General features: G+C 47.8%; 15 protein-coding genes. 8 read left to right on the top strand and 7 right to left on the bottom strand.

The genetic code is table 11. From position 1 onward, the window contains the following. Window positions 1-15 precede the first annotated feature (15 nt). The 4 genes from EYR25_RS18665 to EYR25_RS18650 form a co-directional block, all read right to left on the bottom strand. A complete protein-coding gene (locus tag EYR25_RS18665) occupies window positions 16-3,171 on the bottom strand; it encodes a multidrug efflux RND transporter permease subunit (protein ID WP_023267576.1) in 3,156 nt (1,051 codons plus the stop codon). Then, the gene (locus tag EYR25_RS18660; RefSeq protein WP_133182118.1) at window positions 3,171-4,283 is read right to left on the bottom strand and encodes an efflux RND transporter periplasmic adaptor subunit; all 1,113 of its coding nucleotides are present in this window, start codon (window positions 4,281-4,283) and stop codon (window positions 3,171-3,173) included. Before EYR25_RS18660 ends, EYR25_RS18665 begins: the two co-directional genes overlap by 1 nt. A 200-nt stretch (window positions 4,284-4,483) precedes the next feature. Further along, a complete protein-coding gene (locus tag EYR25_RS18655) occupies window positions 4,484-5,278 on the bottom strand; it encodes a substrate-binding periplasmic protein (protein WP_133182116.1) in 795 nt (264 codons plus the stop codon). A 264-nt stretch (window positions 5,279-5,542) separates the two neighbouring features. Continuing rightward, a complete protein-coding gene (locus EYR25_RS18650) occupies window positions 5,543-6,709 on the bottom strand; it encodes a metallophosphoesterase (protein ID WP_133182114.1) in 1,167 nt (388 codons plus the stop codon). A 614-nt stretch (window positions 6,710-7,323) separates the two neighbouring features. On the opposite strand from EYR25_RS18650, the gene EYR25_RS18645 reads away from it, so the two are divergent. Together EYR25_RS18645 and EYR25_RS18640 are read left to right on the top strand one after the other, a co-directional pair. After that, window positions 7,324-10,995, top strand: coding sequence for a pilus assembly protein (locus tag EYR25_RS18645; protein WP_133182112.1), 3,672 nt, complete (start codon window positions 7,324-7,326; stop codon window positions 10,993-10,995). A 22-nt stretch (window positions 10,996-11,017) separates the two neighbouring features. Continuing rightward, window positions 11,018-11,353 carry a TapY2 family type IVa secretion system protein gene (locus EYR25_RS18640; RefSeq protein ID WP_023267571.1) on the top strand — a complete coding sequence of 112 codons (336 nt, stop codon included), beginning with the start codon at window positions 11,018-11,020 and terminating at the stop codon, window positions 11,351-11,353. Window positions 11,354-11,482: 129 nt separating this feature from the next. Here EYR25_RS18640 and EYR25_RS18635 read toward each other — a convergent pair whose 3' ends face one another. Together EYR25_RS18635 and EYR25_RS18630 are read right to left on the bottom strand one after the other, a co-directional pair. Beyond that, window positions 11,483-12,136 carry a DsbA family protein gene (locus tag EYR25_RS18635; RefSeq protein ID WP_133182110.1) on the bottom strand — a complete coding sequence of 218 codons (654 nt, stop codon included), beginning with the start codon at window positions 12,134-12,136 and terminating at the stop codon, window positions 11,483-11,485. Window positions 12,137-12,232: 96 nt separating this feature from the next. Further along, on the bottom strand, window positions 12,233-13,132 hold the full coding sequence (locus EYR25_RS18630) for an MBL fold metallo-hydrolase (protein ID WP_133182108.1): 900 nt from the start codon (window positions 13,130-13,132) through the stop codon (window positions 12,233-12,235). Between the two features lie 189 nt (window positions 13,133-13,321). On the opposite strand from EYR25_RS18630, the gene EYR25_RS18625 reads away from it, so the two are divergent. Beyond that, window positions 13,322-14,233 carry a LysR family transcriptional regulator gene (locus EYR25_RS18625; RefSeq protein ID WP_133182106.1) on the top strand — a complete coding sequence of 304 codons (912 nt, stop codon included), beginning with the start codon at window positions 13,322-13,324 and terminating at the stop codon, window positions 14,231-14,233. A 90-nt stretch (window positions 14,234-14,323) separates the two neighbouring features. Here the strand turns inward: EYR25_RS18625 and ettA are convergent, their stop codons facing one another. Continuing rightward, a complete protein-coding gene (gene ettA / locus EYR25_RS18620) occupies window positions 14,324-15,991 on the bottom strand; it encodes an energy-dependent translational throttle protein EttA (protein ID WP_023267567.1) in 1,668 nt (555 codons plus the stop codon). A 190-nt stretch (window positions 15,992-16,181) separates the two neighbouring features. On the opposite strand from ettA, the gene glyA reads away from it, so the two are divergent. The 5 genes from glyA (at window position 16,182) to ribBA (ending at window position 21,149) form a co-directional block, all read left to right on the top strand. Further along, a complete protein-coding gene (gene glyA, locus EYR25_RS18615; protein ID WP_011625551.1) occupies window positions 16,182-17,435 on the top strand; it encodes a serine hydroxymethyltransferase in 1,254 nt (417 codons plus the stop codon). 196 nt (window positions 17,436-17,631) lie between these two features. Continuing rightward, the gene (nrdR, locus tag EYR25_RS18610; protein ID WP_011073317.1) at window positions 17,632-18,081 is read left to right on the top strand and encodes a transcriptional regulator NrdR; all 450 of its coding nucleotides are present in this window, start codon (window positions 17,632-17,634) and stop codon (window positions 18,079-18,081) included. Window positions 18,082-18,168: 87 nt separating this feature from the next. Further along, window positions 18,169-19,314, top strand: coding sequence for a bifunctional diaminohydroxyphosphoribosylaminopyrimidine deaminase/5-amino-6-(5-phosphoribosylamino)uracil reductase RibD (gene ribD / locus EYR25_RS18605; RefSeq protein WP_133182104.1), 1,146 nt, complete (start codon window positions 18,169-18,171; stop codon window positions 19,312-19,314). Window positions 19,315-19,321: 7 nt separating this feature from the next. Continuing rightward, window positions 19,322-19,978 carry a riboflavin synthase gene (locus tag EYR25_RS18600; RefSeq protein WP_011716201.1) on the top strand — a complete coding sequence of 219 codons (657 nt, stop codon included), beginning with the start codon at window positions 19,322-19,324 and terminating at the stop codon, window positions 19,976-19,978. A gap of 67 nt (window positions 19,979-20,045) precedes the next feature. Beyond that, entirely contained in the window at window positions 20,046-21,149 is a 1,104-nt protein-coding gene (ribBA, locus tag EYR25_RS18595) for a bifunctional 3,4-dihydroxy-2-butanone-4-phosphate synthase/GTP cyclohydrolase II (RefSeq protein ID WP_133182102.1), read from the top strand. Window positions 21,150-21,264 lie beyond the last annotated feature (115 nt).

Raw genomic sequence — 21,264 nt, 5'->3', positions numbered from 1 at the left:
CTTTACTGTATCTCGCTAGGCTTTGGCAGTGTGTTCCTGTTGTTTGGCCGCCTCTTGCGCTGCTAATTCTTGAGCGGCTAATTCTTGAGCCTTAATGGCCGCCTCAAGTTTCGCCTCAACATAACCCGGTGAATGGGTTGCGGCCGAGATCAAGCGGTACATAGCTGGGATCACAAACAGGGTCACAAAGGTGGCGAAGGCCATACCGAAGAACACTACAGTACCTACGGCAATCCGGCTCTCAGAGCCTGCGCCCGATGAGAAGATCAGCGGCACTGCGCCCACTAAGGTGGTGAAGGCTGTCATCAAAATGGGGCGTAAGCGACGAGTCGACGCGTCGATAATGGCTTTGTCTAAGGCCAAACCTCGGTCACGCAATTGGTTGGCAAACTCGACGATTAAGATACCGTTCTTAGTCACCATACCAATCAACATGATCATCCCAATCTGGCTATAGATGTTAATGCCTTGACTGGTGACTAACAGGCCGAGGAAACCACCGAATACCCCCATAGGCACGGTAAACATCACCACTAAGGGGTTGATAAAGCTTTCAAATTGCGCCGCCAGTACCAGATAAGCCACTAGGAGCGCTAAACCGAACACAATTAAGATGCTGCTCTGGTTTTCTTTAAAGTCCTTAGATTCGCCGGTATAACCGATAGAAATATCCTTAGGTAATAACTCAATGGCCTTATTATCCAAAAACTTCAAGGCCTCGCCCAAAGTGTAGCCTTTACTAATGTTGGCCTTGAGGGTGATGGATTTTTGCTTATTGGTGTGGCTAAGTTTTTGTGCCGAAGCGACTTCTTCGATATGGGTGACAGTATCGAGCGTGACTAATTCGCCCTTAGCCGAACGCATATAGATTTGGCTTAAATCGCCGACGTTATTAAAGCTATTCTCATCACCGCGAACATAAACGTCATACTCTTCACCTCGGTCGACATAGGTAGTTTCTTTACGACCGCCGAGCATCACTTCTAAGGTTTGCGAGACTTCATCGACACTGATCCCAAGCTCTGCAGCACGTTCTTTATCGACGGTGACGATTAGCTCTGGCGTAGTTTCGGCATAGTCTAAATCCGCGCCTTCCATCATAGGGCTAGCATTAGCTTCTTCTTTTAATACCTGTGCCCATTTAAACAACTCGGCATAATCTGAGCCGCCGAGCACAAATTGTACGGGCTCACTCGATTGGCCCCTAAAGCCTGGCATCATAGGGCGAACCATCACGTCGGGAATGTCTTTTAAGGCTTTGCTGACAATCCCAAGTGCTTGTTGAGCCGTGACATGACGATGTTCCCAGTCTTCTAATTGCATGATCACAAAGCCGGTTTGGTCACCTGCACGACCACCAAAGGCAGGGGCTTGCACACTGAAAGACCTTAATACCCCTTGGCCAAGGAGTGGCATCAATCTGTCTTCGACGATATCCATGTTCGCCGTCATACGGTTATAGCTGGTACCCTCGGCGCCTTTGACAAAAGCATAAAGTACACCACGGTCTTCCTGGGGGGCCAACTGTGAGGGGACTTGCTGCATTAACCATACACTACCGCCCACACAGGCGAGGATAACCAAGGGCGCCAGTAATCTAAAACGGATTGCATGGGTTACGCCAACACGGTAAACCTTTTCCATGCGGGCAAAACCACTGTCGACGAAACGATTGAAACGGTTCGGTTTGACATTGGCCTTGAGCAGTTTGCTACTCAGTACTGGCGTCAGTGTCAGGGCGATAAGTGAAGAAAACAGCACGGATACCGCCAGCATCACGGAAAACTCGGTAAAGAGTAAACCGACCATGCCCTCCATAAAGGAAATCGGCAGGAACACCATGACTAACACGGCGGTGGTGGCCACAACCGCAAAGCCTACTTCTCGCGTGCCTTTGTAAGCGGCGAGTAGCGGCTCTTCGCCGCGCTCAATATGGTGGAAGATGTTCTCTACCACGACGATGGCATCGTCGACGACAAGACCGATGGCGAGAATTAATGCCATCAGGGTCAAGAGGTTAATCGAATAGCCAAACATGTTGGCGGCAATAAAGGCCGAGATCAGCGACACAGGTACTGTCACCGCTGGGATAAGGGTCGCTCTGGCTTGGCCGATAAAGATATACAGCACTAATACCACAAGGGCGCCAGTCACATAGAGAGTGTTGTATACCTCGTTAATTGAGCGGTCGATAAAGACGGTCGAGTCAAAGTCCACCACTAGGCTTGTGCCTTCGGGGAGAAAGTCTTGAATTCTATCGACTTCTTTGTGTACTTGCTGGGCTACCACCAAAGGGTTGGCATCGGATTGAGTGATAACACCTAAGCTTAGGTTAACGATACCATCGCTCTTAAAGGTGGAGTTTTCGTTCTGGGCGCCAACGGCCACATCTGCCACATCCTTCAGATAGATAGGCGTACCATCGCTGGCGGTGCGAACCACTAAATAGTCAAAATCCTTTGGGGTGTAATAGAGTCTCTTGGTGCGCACCGACATCACAGTGGTATCGTTACGTACTTGACCGCCCGGGGTTTCGACGTTTTCTTTACGCAGTGCGTTAATAATGTCGGTGACTGTGACATTGCGTCCCGCCATTTGCTCAGGTCTGAGCTTGACGTACATCACCTTGTATAGACCACCCGAGATGCTAATGGAGCTCACGCCACTAATCAGGCTAAATCTGTCTTCTAATACCCGCTGGGCGTAATCGGTCAATTGAGTTCTGTCCATCACGCTAGAGCTTAAGTTGACATAGACAGAGGGTTCGCCTGAACCATTGTCCTTAGAGACCACAGGATCGTTGGCATCTTCGGGCAGGCGGCGCTGGGCGCGGGCCACGGCGTCACGCACATCACTTACGCCTTCGGTTAAGTTCCAACCGAGTAGGAATTTCACAGTGATCCGTGAGCTGCCATTACGAGTGGTTGAGGTGATTTCATCGATGCCACTGATCCCAGTGAGTTCATCTTCGAGGGTCTTAGTGATTTGGCTCTCCATAATCGCGGCCGAAGCGCCGGAGTAGCTGGTACTGACGGTCACTACTGGGCTTTCGACATCGGGCATTTCCCGCACCGACAGTTTAGTAAAGGACACTAAGCCAAACACGCACAGCAATAAGCTTAATACGATAGCGACAACGGGTCGCTTAACGGATACATCGGACAGCCACATTATTTCGTCTCCGCAGTGTTGACGTCAGACTTGGCTGTCGGGCGATTAGTTTTGCCATTGGCTTCGAGCGCGACTTCATTGATCTTTAAGCCATCACGCATATTCACTAGCCCTTGCACTACCACTTTGTCGCCAATCTTTAGGCCAGAATCGATAAGCACTTGGTCCCCCACGCGGGCGCCTAAAATGACTTCGGTGCGATGGGCGATATGGTCCTCACCCACCACATACACGTAGCGCTTAGTGCCTGAATATTCTAAGGCTTGCACTGGCACAATCGGGGCGGAAATCGGTGGGAAGGTGATGGTTGATGACATCATCATGCCGGGCTTTAAGCGATTTTTCGCGTTTTCAAATTGCACGCGGATCTTCAGGTTTAAGGTTTCTTCATTGACGCGGGGATCGATGGCGACCACTTTGCCGATAAAGGTTTCCCCCGGCCAGGCGCGGCTGGTCGCCGAGACGGGCATGCCAATGCTGAGCTGTGATAGAAAATGTTCGGGCACCTGTAGGTCGAGTCGCATGCTGGATAAATCATCCAAGGTCATCAACTCAGTGCCAATACTGACCATTTTTCCTTCGCTGAAGTTAATCAGACCGGTTTTGCCGGCAAAGGGGGCGATTAGCGAATGGTAATGTAAATCCGCCTGCGCCGAAGCGAGTCTGGCTCTAGCGATATCGACACTAGCCTTTTGCGCATCGATTTCGGTTTGGGTGATGGCATTACGGCTGATGAGTTTTTCAAATTCCCTGAGTTTACGGGTTTCATCATTTAAAAAGGCATTGGCTTCGGCTACCGCGGCCTGGGCTTTCATATCGTCAAGCTCGATAAGCAGTTGGCCCTTCTTGACCGCTTGGTTAGATGTCACGGCGATTTGTTTAATTTTGCCTGTGACTTGCGGCGCGATAACCACGGCGCGATCGGCGGCGAGTTTACCTATGAGTGAAATTGATTGTGCCAGTGGATGTTCAACCACTTCTCCTGTGACTACAGGTACTGTACGCATTAAATGGGGCGCACTTTCGGGTTTGGCCGCCTGCAATACATCACTAAAACTCACAGCGGTAGCAACCGCAGCAATTAAGGCAATGGCTATTATGGTTTTTTTCATTGGAATAATTATCTCGCACAAAAACAGTTAACAGGCGTTCGTACTAATGGCGCTATTCTAGTGAATAACCGTCATCAGGTGGGTAAAAGTTTGTAAAGTTAAGCACTCGAAAGTGAAAGAAATTGTGTTTTTTGTTGAGGGCGTCAACGTTAAGTTTTCTAGGCTATTTTTACCCAAAGTAAAATAGCCTAGTTATGCGCCTAAGGATGTGCTTGTGTTCGTATTTTTTCTATCGGATCGACGGCGGGCGGCAGTTGCGGAAACTGGCTTAAAATCTCGGCTAAACGGCCATCTTTCTCCATTGATTCAAGCCCTTTGTTAAACTCAGACACTAAGGTTGTTTGATCGCTAACGGCTAATGAAACCCCTAAATGAAATACTTCAGTCGCGATAGGATCGCCAACTTGTTCGAAGGCATCGGTAAATTCACTTTCATGTTGCTTGATCAAATACTGAGCAAGATTGTGGCCTATTAAGACTAAGTCGATACGTTTTAGAAATAATTTCTTAAGATTCATCTCATCTGAACTGCCTTCTTCTGTTGTCAATCCCGCGGCGGCTATCTCAGGTGGATTGGCATAGCCTCGACCAATGCCTATGGTGAAGGGCTTTAGCTCTGTTAATTGGCTAAAACTTAACGGATTATCCTTGCGTTTATAAAACACAATTTGAACTGCCTGGATGGGATCGGAATAGTGTGCCCATTGCTCACGTTCTTTACGGTACCAAAGGCCAATAATGCCATCGGCTTGGCCGGTTTTAACGAGCAATGCTGCCCGCGCGAAGGGATAGAATTTGACACTGGCATTGTAACCCTGATGTTTAAAGGCTTCTTTGACCACAAGCGCGACGCCACCTTGATCGGGTAACTCACTGCTATAAAAGGGAGGATAGTTAGTCGCCACCAACGTTAAATCTCGCCCTGCCACACAGGGGGCGGATAATCCTAAGAGTGATAACACAAGGCTAATGTTGATTAGCGACTTGAGGTTCATACTCATCCCTTAAAATAAACAGTCACTTTGCTGAGTATAGGGGTTGTTTGAATCTTGAGTGGGAATTTTGTGTGGTTGTCATTATGGTGAGAGCGATGACAACGGCTGTGGCGATAGCTATGAGAATAACTGTGGCAATAAGTATGGCAATAACTATCCATAACTACAGCGAAAAATGGATATCGAGTCGAATCATAATCTCGAAAAATAGGGCTTATGGGGGAATGCCGTAAACCCTTAATCCTTTAATGTTGTGCTCATGGCTTAAAGTTGTACTTGCTCACCCTGATAGAGGCCGCGGGTAAGTTTATCTTTGTCTATCAGCAATAGCTCGCCAGATTGACCATTCTTAATGCTGCTATCTATAGCAATGATTTTATTATGGTAAAGCCCAAGAACACGATCCTGCGAGGTGTGTCCGACTATGATATGGTCAACCTTAAAGTAGTTAAGGATTTGGTCAATTTCTTGCTCGCTAAGCGCGTCTTTAAAGTAGCCACGGTACCAAGTTGGTCCGTTAGTGAAAAACAGAAAGTTCAGCAGATCGTTTTGTTTTAAATCTTCTTTTTTATCGTCTAAATGTTGGCGAAATAACTGGTTGGCATCGCTAATGTTGAGTTTACGCTCGACCCACTCAGGGCTTATTCCACCGTGCATAAATAGCAGATTGTTGATCTTCACTAGCGTGTTTTTACTACGAAGCCAACGGCCGATTTCGGTGTCTTTGTTGTAGAGCGCATCATAGCTGCGATTGAGTAATTCGGCCGAGGTTTGATAGCGCTCATTCACATAACGTAAGTCGCCGCGAAACACCATTTGCTCGTGGTTGCCCATAAGTAAATGTAAACGACCGCCAGCGGCTTGCGCTTCCTTGTCTAACTCATATAAAAACCACAGGACTTCGTTGACTTGGTGACCGCGGTCGAACATATCGCCCGTCATCACCATATGACCATCGCCAAAGGCCCAATGATTATTTTCATCAATAATCTTGTGGGCTTTGAGCAAGTTAATCATCACATCAAATTGGCCATGCACATCGCTTAAGGCCACAATTTTACCCGCATGGGTGTAAGTATCGGCTTCAATCTGAGGGGCTTCGTCATGGCGTAAAGGTTGTGGCAAGTTGCCGCAATCATTGGGGCGAGCTAATTGGTTGTTTGCGATAGGGGTTTGCTTTAATTCACTTTGGCAAATCCAGTAGGCGGTATTTTCTTGTCCTTGGTTGAGAAACACATAGGGGCCATCGGTAATCGAGGCGTTTGTGGCAGTTGGTTCTGCACTATGAGTGGCTATAGAAAATAAACTGAGCAGTGAAACTAAAGCGCCTTGAGTAGCGATAGCATAACGTTTTTTGGTTGAGACGTTCGTGAACACCTCCTGCGATGGGCTTTGGGTATCAGCTAGGCCAAATTCGGAGAGTATGTTCATTCGATGATCCTTATTATCGTTTTTGCCACCTATTCAGGGGTGGTTAGCATAATGTTAATAATGGAATGCAGCAAGGGAGCATTTGATAGATTATTTTATGGGCAAGCGATTAAAAACCATGCTTTGCATACTGCCCTAAGGTTTGTCTGGCAAGCCCTTGCTCTTACTTTCTGTCATAAGAGCCGCTCGTCATTTGAGTAGAATAACTGCACATCATTCTTCGTTTCGTGAGCACGTGCTTGCCATAACGAACAAAATCTAATCTCGAAACGTCACACGCCCTAATTATTTTTAGCTTTATTTAGCCATTTATTATATAGGGTTTTATACGGTTACTTGAAAGTTTGTTTATATCAGATTGTTCAAATAAATAGATGGGTGATATTGCTATCGATACATCTTTTATTGATATTTTCGTTTTAGTTTAAATAGTTTTTATATTTATTGCCAAATAAGTGTTGGTAATGATAAAAAGCAACATTAGATACCTAATGTTATGATTTTACTGGATTCAATTCGGTAACTTTGCTTCGCCGTTATTTGTGATAGTGTGATTTAAAGTGTTAAGCCTTAGGTTGATGTGTGTTTGTCTAAATAACCTATATGCGTACTTTATGAACCCGTATTTTTTAAAATACCAACCCAGTAATTGGTTGGTATTCTCTCTTGTTCGTTTGTTCTCGTTAATTATCAGGATAATTCGTAAACAAAACGTTTGCCATACGCTAACGTCGGTTGTTTCTTTTATTCTTTCGAGTGTCATTGTGTGTGCTGCGAGTTTATTTATAGCGCCGAGTCATGCCGATGACACTGAACTTTATGTCTTTGAAGCTTCTGCGCGCAATGGTTCGCGTCCTCAAGTGCTGATTATTTTTGATAACTCGGGCAGCATGAGTAGTCTTGCATATGATGTTGAAGCGCCTTACGAAAATAAGCGCAAAATAAATTACGCCCAATCGGGGAATTTATTTTATAGCCGAGGTTCGTCGGAAAATACTACTGCGCCTAACCCTAGTTCGCGGCAGGAAAAGCGTAAGTTCAGAGGTTCGCTCAATGGCTGCGAGAGCTCATGGGAATATCTTAACCGTTACGGCACTTTTACTGGATTCTTTAGGGAATATGGTTTTTCGGGCGGTTCAGGTTCTTGGAGAGAGTTTTCTGAGTTAAATGGTGGCTCGATCCTCGCTGTCGATTGTTTTGAAGATATCCAAGAGGAGAAATTCGGTAACGCAGCATCTGAAGCCCAAGGGTTACCCGTGGACAGTTTAGGAACACCAAATAAACCTGTACGTTACACCGCGGTCAATGCTAACTCATCAGATAGTGCCAAGGCCGCCGCTAAGGCAAAAGCAGAAAATACCGGTTTTGGTACTGGCAAAGTGGTTACTGTCTATACCGAAGATTATCTAAACTGGCTGCATGGCCCTAAAACCAAGGTCAATAAAACGCGCTTAGCATTGGCCAAGGATGCGATTGAAAGCGTGATCTTAACTACGCCGGGAGTGGATTTTGGACTGGCGATTTTTAACATGAATGGTCCAGATGAAGGAAAGCGTGACGGTGGACGGATAATCTCAGGGATTAAACCTATGTCTGCCCAAGCTAAAATTGATTTGCTCAGTGGAGTTAATGATATTAACTATGCTCAAAATACCCCTTTATGCGAAACCCTCTATGAGGCATATCGTTATTTTGGTGGCCAGAGTCAGTATTTTGGTGACGACGACAGCGATTACCATTATTACGATCAGTGGGGGCGATATCAGGGGACTTACCAAGCGAATAGAAACCCCTTTACCGATCCGGAAGCCTTGGTAAAAGGGACCAATAACTATAACTCGCCCTTTAAACGTTGCCAAAATGAAGCTTATATCATCTATATCACCGACGGTGAGCCAACGCTGGATAATGCGGCCAATAATTTGGTTGAACAGTTAACCAAAGGCGTTGGAAAACATACTTCCAGGCCTGTTAGTTACTTAAGTGCGCTTTCTGGCTGGATGAGAAATGAAGACGTTAATCCTAATTCCTCAGGCAAACAAACCGTTAGGACCTTTACCATTGGCTTTAGTGAAGGTGCAGCCAGTGCCGAACATCTACTTAAACAAACCGCTGAAAATGGTGGTGGCAAGTATTACGATGCGACCGATGCCAGCAAATTACGTTCTTCATTACAAACGGCCTTAAACAATATCCTCGAAAAAAATGCCAGCTTTACCTCGCCCTCAGTGGCAAGTAATAACTTTAATCGAACGCAAACCTTTGATTCTGCCTATTACTCTATGTTCTTGCCGAACAAAGGCCCGAGATGGTTAGGCAATATCAAGAAATTTAAGGTGACCAGTAGTGGCGATGTCGTCGATAGTAAAGGCAATAATGCAATAGGTGAGGATGGCAATATCAAAGCTGATGCTTGTTCCTATTGGACCCCGGCCGATGAATGTGCTGCTGGTGGTGATGGTAACGATGTGAAGCGGGGCGGGGTACTAGCCTCAATGCAGCAGGCCAACAGCCGTACCCTATACAGTAATTTAGGTACAGGCTTGAGCCCTTTCACTCTGTCTAACGCTTCTCGAAAAGCGGGTGGTAATGCACGTTTAGCCTTCTATATGGGGGTCGATGAAACTGAGTTGACCAACTTATTTGATTGGACCAAGGGCATCGATGTTGATAATGATAAGAATCAGGATTTAGGTGCTGTCAGTGGCGCAACCCCTAATTGGCGCACCGATATAATGGGGGATGCTTTACATTCCAAACCCTTAGCACTCAACTTTGGATCTGAAGATAAGCCCGATATCCGAATTCTTGTCGGGACTAACCATGGGTTCCTGCATATGTTTAAGGATGAAGGTAATGCAGTGTCAGAGACTTGGGGATTCATCCCCTATGAGTTGCTGCCAAATCTTCGCGATTTGAAGGCCAATGCGCCAACGGGCGTTCACTCTGTTTACGGTATTGATGGCTCGCCAGTGGCCTATACCAAAATGCAGGGTAAACGGGTTGAAAAAGCATGGGTTTTTGTGGGGATGCGTCGTGGTGGAAATGCCTATTATGCCCTCGACATCTCTTCCCCCAATAACCCTACTTTTATGTGGAAGATTGATGCCAGTTCGCCAGGGATGGGGGAGTTGGGTCAATCTTGGTCTACGCCTGTAGTTACCACGATTCCAAGCGCTTCAGGGGATAAACCCGTGCTTATCTTTGGTGCGGGATATTCCCCTGCGACCAAGGATGGCGCTGAGATTGGTAGTGACGACAGCCGTGGTCGAGGGGTGTTTATTGTCGATGCGCAAACGGGGGCGCTAATCCATCAATTTGGCGGCAGCGGCGCAAACACAGTGCTGCCCGGTATTGCAAATAGTATTCCGAGTAGTGTTGCCGTGTTAGACGGTAATGGCGATGGTCGAACAGATAGACTCTATGCTACTGACACTCAAGGAAATGTGTGGCGGATGGACATGCCTTCGGCGGATTCGGCGACTTGGTCAGGATTTAAATTTGCCGCATTAGGGGATAAGAGTGCGGTGGCAAGTGACAGACGTTTCTTCTCCGGCCCCACGGTTGCACAAACCATTATGACTAATACCTTCGAGTTAACTCAGGTGGTGAATGGAAAATCCACTAAGACAGTGACGACGCAAAATATTCCCTACGATGCCGTGGTTGTTGGCAGCGGTCACAGGGCAAAGCCGAGTGATGTATCTCGCTCGGATATGTTTTTTGTGTTGCAAGATAGGAACATAGTCACTCAATCTTTCCAAGGTAAGTCTAATCAAAAGCCGATACCAAGTGCCTTACAGTTAAGCGATTTATATGATGTCAGTTCGGCTGCGCCAAACGATCAAGCTAGCGAGATTGCCTTTAGCCAAAAACGAGGCTGGTACTATAACTTTTCCCGGAAAGGTGAAAAGAGCCTTTCGTCCGCGACTATAGTCGGGGGGGAAGTGTATTTCACCAGTTTTGTGCCCGGCAGCGATGCTTCAGTCAATCAATGCTTAAGTTCGGGTAAGGGTTATCTCTATAAGATGAATTTACATAGAGGCACTCGTGGTTACAAAACGGATTATTTATATGCTGGCGAACTAGTATTGGATACGCCGCAGTTGGTGATACCTCCCGCCGAGCAGCCTAAGGATCCGAATGCCAAAGTACCTACGCCAGATATGTTTTTGATTGGTATTGGTAATGCGGTACCTGATGAGGCGACATGTGAAAGTGGTAACCCTAAGTGTATTGGTGGTGGGCCAACAACGAACAAAATTTATTATTACATTAGTCAATAATACATAGAGTTAACGAGTTGAGATGAGTGATAACCTTATGATGAAATACGGTGCTTTGGGTTTGTTGCTGCTATCGGGACTCCAATGGCCTGCGATGGCGGCAGAAACCGAGAAACGACAGGATTACAAATGCTATTTGGAAACAAACCAAGGGCTTAAGTTAATACGCTTCTCGTGGTTTGAATCTAAGGTCAATCAGTATCTGCTTTCTTTACCTGGGACCGAATTACCCCGTTTACCGCGGGATAAACCTATTCCACTCTACGCTAAAGCGGTACTTGAGTGTGTGAAAAACTCCGAGAGTTTTACTCTTGAAGAGGCTAAGCAGGCTGAGCTTGCACCAGAAAACCAAGGCTAATAGATTGGCTAAGCCTTTAAAAAAGACTTAGCTAATCGTTTTATGCTCGGGACGAAGGTATTACGCCTTAGCTAGTCAACTCCCTAAGGCGCATACTTTTAATCACTAACTTGATAAGAAAGCTGCCGATTAAGATAGCTGCTTATTCAGATATTCAAGCCAAGTCGAAGGTTGGCCATAAAAGCGGCTGTGGTTGAGCAGTTTTAAATTGCCTTCGCTGGTTTCTAGCGCTACCGTCGGAAACCCTTGGGCGCCGAGCTGATTCATTAACGCCCGAGTTTCCAATATATGTTGATAGAATGCGTCTTCATTTTTAGCGTATTCTTGGGCAAAGTCGGCACCGTTTAGCGCTAATTCTTCTGCTAAAAGATGCAAATTGCCTTCATCACTCGCACATTTGCCATCGCGATAATGGGCGAGCTGCACCGCATGTAAGTAGGCTAAATCATCGCCTCCTAAGGCGGCCACAGCGAGTAACGCCCTGATCGGCGGCGCCGAATCCAATACGATACTCGTGTCACGCAATAGGCCTTCGTAGTAGTTTTCACCAAAGGCTTGTCCCGTTAGCGCGGCAATCCGTTGGTCATGGGGCATGACGTAATCGCGCCATTGGTTATCAATCTGTTTGCGCCTTGGCCCTGTGAGCATGCCACCCGCATGGAGTTTGATGGTAAATCCGGCAGCGGCTGCAGCATCAAACAGCGGTGCGGCCGCGTAACACCAACCGCACAGAGGATCGATAATGGCATGTAAAACGGCCTTGGGATTGTCTGTGGTATTCATTTATGTGCTTCCTACAAAACTATTTTGTGCTCTGACTCGTGAGTTAATGCATAACCTTTGAATGAGTGGGGCAGGATTAGCCATGCCCCAATTTGGTTACATTGGCCAGCGCATTTCACCCATAATCACTTTGGCACTGATCTCAAGCCCTGCATCTAAAGGAATTTGTGGGTAGAGCGTGAGCATCTTGGCGATTAAGTCCGCAGAATCTTTTGCTGTTTGGGCTGCCTTTTCAAAGGCATTAATATAATCGCGAGTAAAGGCGATGGCGCGCTTATCAAATCTGGCATCACCGAGATAATGTCCAGGGATAACCTCTTTGGGGGATAAGGCTTCCATCTTTTCTAAATGGGTTAACCAAGCTTTACGCGACTCTACACTTTGAGTATCTGCCATCCAAACGTGTGTGTTATCAAACACTTCAACGCCGCCAGTGATGGTTTTAGCCGACGGTACCCACAGGAAGGTATGCTTAGGGTGAGCATCCTCTAGCCCTTCAATCAGCACTTGTTCACCGTCGATACTAAAGTGATTGGTGGTGACCACCTTAGGCAGCACTAATTGGCTCGGGGCATTGTCCTTTAAAATCGGTCCCCAGTAGGCCAGTTTGCCCTCCATCGAGGCTTTAATATCATCGACCGTAGTTTGAGTGGCGACAATTTCGACCTCGGGGAAGTTTTGTTTAATCACATCCAATCCAAAGTAGAAATCCGGATCGCTATGGCTGATATACACCAAGGTAAGCTTTTTACCGCTGGCCTTAATGGTATCCACTAAGGTTTGGGCATCATTTTTTTGAAACTGAGCATCGACCAACATCATTTCATGCTCGCCACTGATAAAGCTTGAAGACACCGCAAAAATACTGTTTTCGCCCGGATTAAAATGGCTCACTTGCAAAGGTGCTGCCTGAGCAGTAGCCATTCCCGCCATCAGCATGGTTGCGGCTAACTGGGGTTTCAAAGAGGTTAATTTTAGAGCATTCAATAGTGTCATTTCTGTTCTCACTTATTCATTCAAATAGGATTCGGTGATTTGCACTGCTGCAAAAGTGAGCTTAGTTTAGGTTGCAAAAAAACTTAGATAAACACGACAAATTGCGCTTATTTGTTGCATAATTCGGATGAATACACGTTTAAAACCGATTATTTAGTGCAAGGTAATCAACATAAAGGCGGATAAACCATGGATAGACTCGAAGCGGCAAAGGTGTTTGTGACTATCGTCGATCGGGGGAGCATGATTGGCGCCGCCGAGGCGTTAGATATGTCGCGCTCTATGGTAACTCGTTATTTGGCCGAGATAGAGGAATGGTCGGGCGCACGTTTGTTGCACCGCTCGACAAGACGTTTGAGCTTGACCAGTGCGGGCGAGCAAGTGCTCGATTACTGCCAGCGTTTGCTTGAATTAGCACAGGAAGTCCCCACCGTCAGTCATGCCCAAAGCGCCCAACCCAGAGGATTATTGCGGATTAGCTGTTCGCAATTTATGGCGCATTTGCTCCTTCCCACGGTCGTTCGTCCCTACTTATCCCAATATCCTCAGGCGAGTGTGAACTTTCATGTAACGAGTCAAACCGTTGATTTAGTCGCTGAGCGCATCGATCTTGCTATTCGAATCACCAACGAACTCGATCCTTCACTTATCGCAAGGCGCTTAGGGGAATGTGAGTCTGTGGTCTGCGCCTCGCCACGTTACCTTGCCACCCATTCGGCTGTCACACATCCTGAGGATTTAACCCGGCATAATTGCCTGACCTATTCCTACTTTGGCGATGTGATGTGGCGTTTTACTCAAATTAATCATCCTGATGGTATCGAGGCGGGACAGCTTTTTAATATTCCCGTAAGAGGTAATTTAAGTGCCAATGATTCTATGGTGGTGTTAAACGCTACTTTAGCGGGGGAGGGGATTGCCATGCAGCCCCTGTGGGCGGCGAAGCCCTATCTCGACACTGGCGAATTAGTGCCATTGTTGCTGGAGTTTCAACCTCAAACCTTGGGCGTATACGGCGTATATCAATCCCGTAAACATATGCAGCCTGCATTAAGAGTGATGATGGATATGTTGGTCGCTTATTTTGCTAGTTTGAAATAGCGCCAAAGTCAGTTCTGCCTAATCAATTACCATAAAAAAGGAGCTTAACTCTTTCGAGTTAAGCTCCTTAAATAAGGTTAGGTTCTAAATCTATTTCGTCATACGCTTGTATTTTAAGCGGTGTGGTTCAATCACATCGGCACCATAGGTGTTCTTCAACCATGCCGAGTATTCGGTGTAGTTACCTTCGTAGAAGTTTACTTGGCCTTCGTCGCGGTAGTCCAGAATGTGGGTCGCGATACGGTCTAAGAACCAACGGTCGTGCGAGATCACCATAGCGCAACCTGGGAATTCGAGGATCGCTTCTTCCAGTGCGCGCAGGGTTTCAACGTCTAAGTCGTTGGTTGGTTCGTCGAGGAGCAGTACGTTACCGCCAGCCTGCAACAGTTTGGCTAAGTGAACACGGTTGCGCTCACCGCCCGATAGAGTACCGATAATCTTTTGCTGATCCGCACCACGGAAGTTAAAGCGGCCAACATAGGCGCGACTTGGAATTTCCATGTTGTTGATGCGCATGATGTCTTGACCACCAGAGATTTCTTGCCAAATGGTGTTCTTGTCATTCATCGAATCGCGGAACTGCTCAACCGACGCCAGTTGTACTGTTTCACCTATCTCAATGGTGCCGCTATCAGGTTGCTCGCTGCCAGACAGCATGCGGAACAGGGTCGATTTACCTGCACCGTTGGCACCGATAATACCGACGATCGCGCCCTTAGGAATCGAGAACGACAGGTTATCGATTAGCACGCGATCACCATAGGACTTGGTTAAGTTCTTCACTTCGATGACTTTATCACCTAAACGTGGTCCAGGCGGAATAAACAGCTCGTTGGTTTCGTTACGTTTTTGGTAATCTGTGGTGTTCAGCTCTTCGAAGCGCGCCATACGGGCTTTGCCCTTAGACTGACGGCCTTTCGCACCTTGGCGAACCCATTCTAATTCTTTTGCAATGGTCTTTTGACGCGCGCTTTCAGCGGCCGATTCCTGCTTCAAGCGAGCATCTTTTTGCTCAAGCCATGAAGAGTAGTTGCCTTCCCATGGGATACCCTCACCACGGTCAAGTTCTAAAATCCAACCAGCAGCATTGTCGAGGAAGTAACGGTCGTGGGTAATCGCCACCACGGTGCCCGAGTATTCCTGCAGGAAGTGTTCGAGCCAAGCGACTGATTCGGCGTCCAAATGGTTGGTCGGTTCGTCGAGTAGCAGCATCTCTGGCTTTTCCAGCAGCAGACGGCAAATCGCCACACGGCGGCGCTCACCACCCGATAAGACTTCAATCTTTTCATCCCAATCTGGCAGACGAAGGGCGTTCGCCGCACGCTCGAGGATGTTGTCCAGATTGTGGGCGTCCTGCGCCTGAATGATCGCTTCGAGTTCACCTTGCTCTTTGGCAAGGGCGTCGAAGTCTGCATCGGGATCCGCGTAAGCGGCATAGACTTCGTCTAAGCGTTTGAGGGCATTTTTGGCTTCAGAAACCGCTTCTTCAATCGCCTCACGTACGGTTTGCGTTGGGTCGAGTTTCGGTTCCTGTGGCAGGTAACCAATCTTCAGGCCCGGCATTGGACGCGCTTCACCCTCAATTTCGGTATCGATACCGGCCATGATGCGCAGTAGGGTGGATTTACCAGAACCGTTAAGACCTAACACACCGATCTTTGCGCCGGGGAAAAAGCTTAAGGAAATGTCTTTAAGGATCTGCTTCTTAGGAGGAACAACCTTGCCCACCCGCAGCATGCTGTAAACAAACTGAGCCATTTTTCTGCATCTATAAGTGACTAATGATGCGGCTAATTCTACTCGATTGTGCGCCGAACTCAACTCGGCATTGAGGCGAGTTCAAGGTAAAACTGTAGGATTTTCATGTTTCAGAGACTGGGATTGTCGGCTCGTTACGAGTAGAATACCGCGCAACCCTACCTACAAGAATTGGCAGCTGGAGTAAGCAATGCTGAAAAAAGATATGAATATCGCAGATTATGATCCGGAACTGTTCAACGCAATTCAGAACGAAACTCTGCGTCAAGAAGAGCATATTGAGCTGATTGCTTCTGAAAACTACACCAGTCCACGCGTGATGCAAGCGCAAGGTTCACAATTAACCAACAAGTACGCCGAAGGTTACCCAGGCAAGCGTTACTACGGTGGTTGTGAGTATGTGGACGTAGTTGAAACCTTAGCGATTGAGCGTGCAAAACAACTGTTTGGTGCGACTTACGCAAACGTACAACCTCACTCAGGTTCTCAAGCAAACAGCGCCGTTTACATGGCATTGTTAAAACCAGGCGATACCGTTTTAGGTATGAACCTCGCTCATGGTGGCCACTTGACCCACGGTTCACCTGTAAACTTCTCCGGTAGACTGTACAACATCATTCCTTACGGCATCGATGAATCAGGCAAAATCGACTACGACGAAATGGAACGTCTGGCGGTTGAACATAAGCCTAAGATGATGATCGGTGGTTTCTCTGCTTACTCAGGCATCGTTGACTGGGCAAGAATGCGCGAAATTGCAGACAAAATCGGTGCTTACCTGTTTGTCGACATGGCGCACGTTGCGGGTCTTATCGCCGCTGGTGTGTATCCAAACCCAGTGCCACACGCTCACGTTGTGACCTCAACCACTCACAAGACCTTAGCCGGTCCTCGTGGTGGTATCATTCTGTCTGCTGCCGATGATGAAGAGCTATACAAAAAGCTGAACTCAGCGGTATTCCCAGGCGGTCAAGGCGGTCCTTTGATGCACGTTATCGCGGGTAAAGCGGTCGCCTTCAAAGAAGCTTTAGAGCCAGAGTTCAAAGCTTACCAACAACAAGTGGTTAAGAACGCTAAAGCCATGGTTGAAGTGTTCTTAGAGCGCGGTTACAAGATCGTTTCTGGCGGTACTGACAACCACTTAATGCTGGTGGACTTAATTGGTCGCGACCTGACGGGTAAAGAAGCCGATGCCGCTTTAGGTAGCGCAAACATCACAGTAAACAAAAACTCTGTGCCAAACGATCCACGTTCTCCATTCGTGACCTCTGGTGTGCGTATTGGTACGCCTGCGATCACTCGCCGTGGCTTTAAAGAAGCTGAAGCGAAAGAGTTAACCGGTTGGATCTGTGACATCCTCGACGATGCCCACAACCCGGCGGTTATCGAGCGCGTAAAAGGCCAAGTATTGGCACTGTGCGCCCGTTTCCCTGTTTACGGTTAATTCGTTAATTTATCTGAATATGGCGGCTGAGTTCACAACTGCTTAGGGTGTCACTCTTAGGTGGTTAACCTCAGCCGATAAATAGGATAAAATCCCATGGCCGCATTAAGCGGCCATTTTTATTGCTAAAATCTTAGACTTAAACCTGCTCGGTTTAAGCAAGATAGGCTTTATTCCATTCACGGCAGGAGGCTCAATGCATTGTCCATTTTGCAGCGCGACAGATACAAAAGTGATCGATTCCCGATTAGTGGCGGAAGGCCATCAAGTGCGTCGTCGCCGAGAATGCACCGAATGCCACGAAAGATTTACCACCTTCGAAGGCGCCGAATTAGTCATGCCACGGGTGATTAAACGCGATGGTACGCGCCAACCCTTCGATGAAGAAAAGCTGCAAGCAGGCATGTTACGCGCGGTCGAAAAGCGCCCCGTGTCTATGGATGAAATCGAGCAGGCCTTAAGTAAAATCAAGTCAACGCTGCGGGCGACTGGCGAGCGTGAAGTGCCATCCGAGATGATAGGTAACTTGATGATGGAACAGTTAATGAGCCTAGACAAGGTTGCCTATATTCGTTTTGCCTCGGTTTATCGCGCCTTTGAAGACGTCTCCGAATTTGGTGAGGCGATTGCGAAACTGCAAAAGTAACATGGGTTATCTTAGGTTAGCGCTTAGGTTAGCGCCTCGTTATGCGCCGCATTCGGGCACGCTTCCTCAAGATTTCATAGGGTTTATATGAATTGGTCAGAACTCGATAACCAGATGATGAGCCGAGCCATACAACTGGCTCGCAAAGGATTTTATACCACTCGCCCCAATCCCAGTGTGGGCTGCGTTATCGTAAAAGATAATCAGATTGTCGGTGAAGGTCATCATCAAAAAGCCGGCGAGCCCCACGCCGAGGTGCATGCACTGCGCATGGCTGGCGAGCTTGCCCGTGGCGCGACCGCCTATGTCACCTTAGAGCCTTGCAGCCATTATGGTCGTACGCCGCCCTGCGCCTTGGCGTTGATCAACATAGGTGTAAAACGTGTGGTGGTGGCGGTTGAAGATCCCAATCCGCAGGTCGGTGGTCGCGGTATTCAAATGCTGCGCGATGCGGGCATTCAAGTGGATGTCGGTTTACATCGCGACCAAGCTTACGCTTTAAATCTTGGTTTTATGAAGCGCATGGAGTCGGGTCTACCTTGGGTGACGGTAAAGCTTGCCGCGAGTCTCGATGGTAAAACCGCATTATCCAACGGTGTCTCTAAGTGGATTACAGGCCCCGAAGCTCGCCGCGATGTGCAGCGCTTACGTTTGCGCGCCTGCGCACTGGTCACTGGGATTGAAACCGTACTGGCCGATGACCCTTCGCTCAATGTGCGCTACTCAGAGCTTGGCAGTCTTAGCTCGCAATTGAGTGAGGCGCAAATTTTACAGCCGCTGCGGGTGATTTTAGATAGTCGTTGCCGCTTGCCGATTACGGCAGCCTTGCTTGCGATTGAATCGCCGATTTTATTAGTCTCAACTGAGCCTTACTCACCAGCCTTTGTGGCGCAGTTGCCGGCCCATGTGACTTGTCTTCAATTACCGGCGATTGATGGTCGAATCTCGCTACCCGAACTCTTAAGCTATTTAGGCAAAAGCTGTAATCAGGTGCTTATCGAAGCGGGTGCGACCTTAGCGGGTGCTTTTATCGACGTGGGATTAGCCGATGAGTTAGTACTGTATCAAGCGATGAAAATCCTTGGAGCACAAGGACGTAATCTACTCGAATTACCCGATTATCAAATGATGGCCGATATTCCGACCCTCAAACTGGTCGATGAGCGTAAAGTGGGCGCGGATATGCGTTTTACCTTGAGGCTCGAGTCCAATCCATCTCTAGCAAATAAGTGAGTTAGCCATGTTTACTGGGATTATTGAGGCCGTTGGCACGCTGCGAAAGCTTGAACGTAAGGGCGATGATATTCGTTTAACGGTCGCCAGTGGCAAACTGGATTTAAGCGATGTGCGTTTAGGCGACAGTATCGCCACCAACGGTGTATGTTTGACTGTGGTGCAACAATTAGCCGATGGCTATGTGGCGGATGTGTCGGCTGAAACTGTCAGTCTCACAGGTTTTGCAAACTATAAAGTGGGTACTAAGGTCAATCTTGAAAAAGCCGTTACCCCGACAACTCGCCTTGGCGGGCATATGGTGAGCGGCCATGTGGATGGCATTGCCACCGTAGAGCAGCGTCTTGCTCGTGGTCAAGCGATTGAGTTTTGGTTAGCGGCGCCAACTGAGCTGGCGCGCTATATCGCCCATAAAGGTTCTATCACCATCGATGGCGTGAGCCTGACGGTAAACGAGGTCGATGGACACCGTTTTCGTTTAACCATAGTGCCTCATACGGCGGGTGAAACCACACTGGTAGATTTGAAAGCCGGCGATAAGGTGAATATTGAAGTGGATTTAATCGCCCGCTATTTAGAGCGTTTAATGCGCTTTGATACTAAAGAAACCCAAGGCGGTGGGGTGACCATGGAAATGTTAGCCCGTGCTGGCTTTGTGCGTTAGGGCACTGGCACTTAGCTCACTTAGGTATAGAATTTCATAACAACAGTAAAATCATAAAGGTCCTACAATGGCGCTGCACAGTATAGAAGAGATCATCGAGGATATTCGTCAAGGCAAAATGGTTATTTTGATGGATGACGAAGACAGAGAAAACGAAGGCGACCTGATTATGGCGGCCGAGTTGGTGACGCCTGAAGCGATTAACTTTATGGCGAAATACGGCCGTGGGCTCATCTGCCAAACCATGACTAAAGCCCGTTGCCAGCAGTTAAACCTGCCCTTGATGGTGACTAACAATAATGCGCAGTTCTCGACTAACTTTACGGTATCGATTGAAGCGGCAGAAGGCGTAACCACCGGGATTTCGGCCCACGATCGCGCGGTGACGGTGAAAGCAGCCGTGGCTAAAGATGCCAAGGCATCGGATTTAGTTCAGCCTGGTCATATCTTCCCATTAATGGCGCAGGACGGCGGCGTGTTAACCCGCGCTGGTCACACTGAAGCAGGCTGTGATTTAGCCCGTTTAGCGGGGCTTGAACCATCAGGGGTGATTGTTGAGATCCTCAATGAAGACGGTACTATGGCTCGCCGCCCTGATTTAGAGATTTTCTCTGAAAAACATGGCATTAAAATCGGCACTATTGCGGCCCTGATTGAATACCGTAACACCAAAGAAACGACCGTTGTGCGTGAAGCCAAATGCAAACTGCCAACCCGTTTTGGTGAGTTCGATATGGTGACCTTTAGGGATACTATCGACAATCAATTACACTTTGCTTTAGTGAAAGGCGAGGTGAAGCCTGACTGTTTAGTGCGGGTACATTTACAGAATACGTTTAACGATCTACTTCACTCTGAGCGCGATCAGCAGCGTAGCTGGCCGCTTGAAAAAGCCATGGCGCGGATTTCTGCCGAAGGTGGAGTGTTGGTGCTGCTGGGCAATCAAGAGCATACCTGTGAAATTCTCGCTAAAGTCAAAGCCTTTGAAGCGGAAGATCAAGGTCAGGCTCCCGCTCCTGCAAAATGGCAAGGCACTTCACGCCGCGTGGGTGTGGGCTCGCAAATCCTTGCCAGCCTTGGAGTAACTAAAATGCGACTCTTAAGTTCGCCTAAGCGTTACCATTCACTCTCAGGCTTTGGTCTTGAAGTGACCGAATACGTGGCGGAGTAACAGGCTAAGCTTAATTAGATGTTGCACTAAGGTAAAATTAACCATTTCTATCATTTGCATAAGGCTGTAGGCGTTTGACTGTGGTATCATGTCGCCACTTTTCGCCCAAGCTGGG

It is taken from the genome of Shewanella decolorationis, from assembly GCF_004354305.1.
Classification (GTDB): Bacteria; Pseudomonadota; Gammaproteobacteria; order Enterobacterales; family Shewanellaceae; genus Shewanella; species Shewanella decolorationis.
The sequence above is the reverse complement of the archived record's forward strand: the minus strand, read 5'-3'. Positions and strand labels throughout refer to the sequence as shown.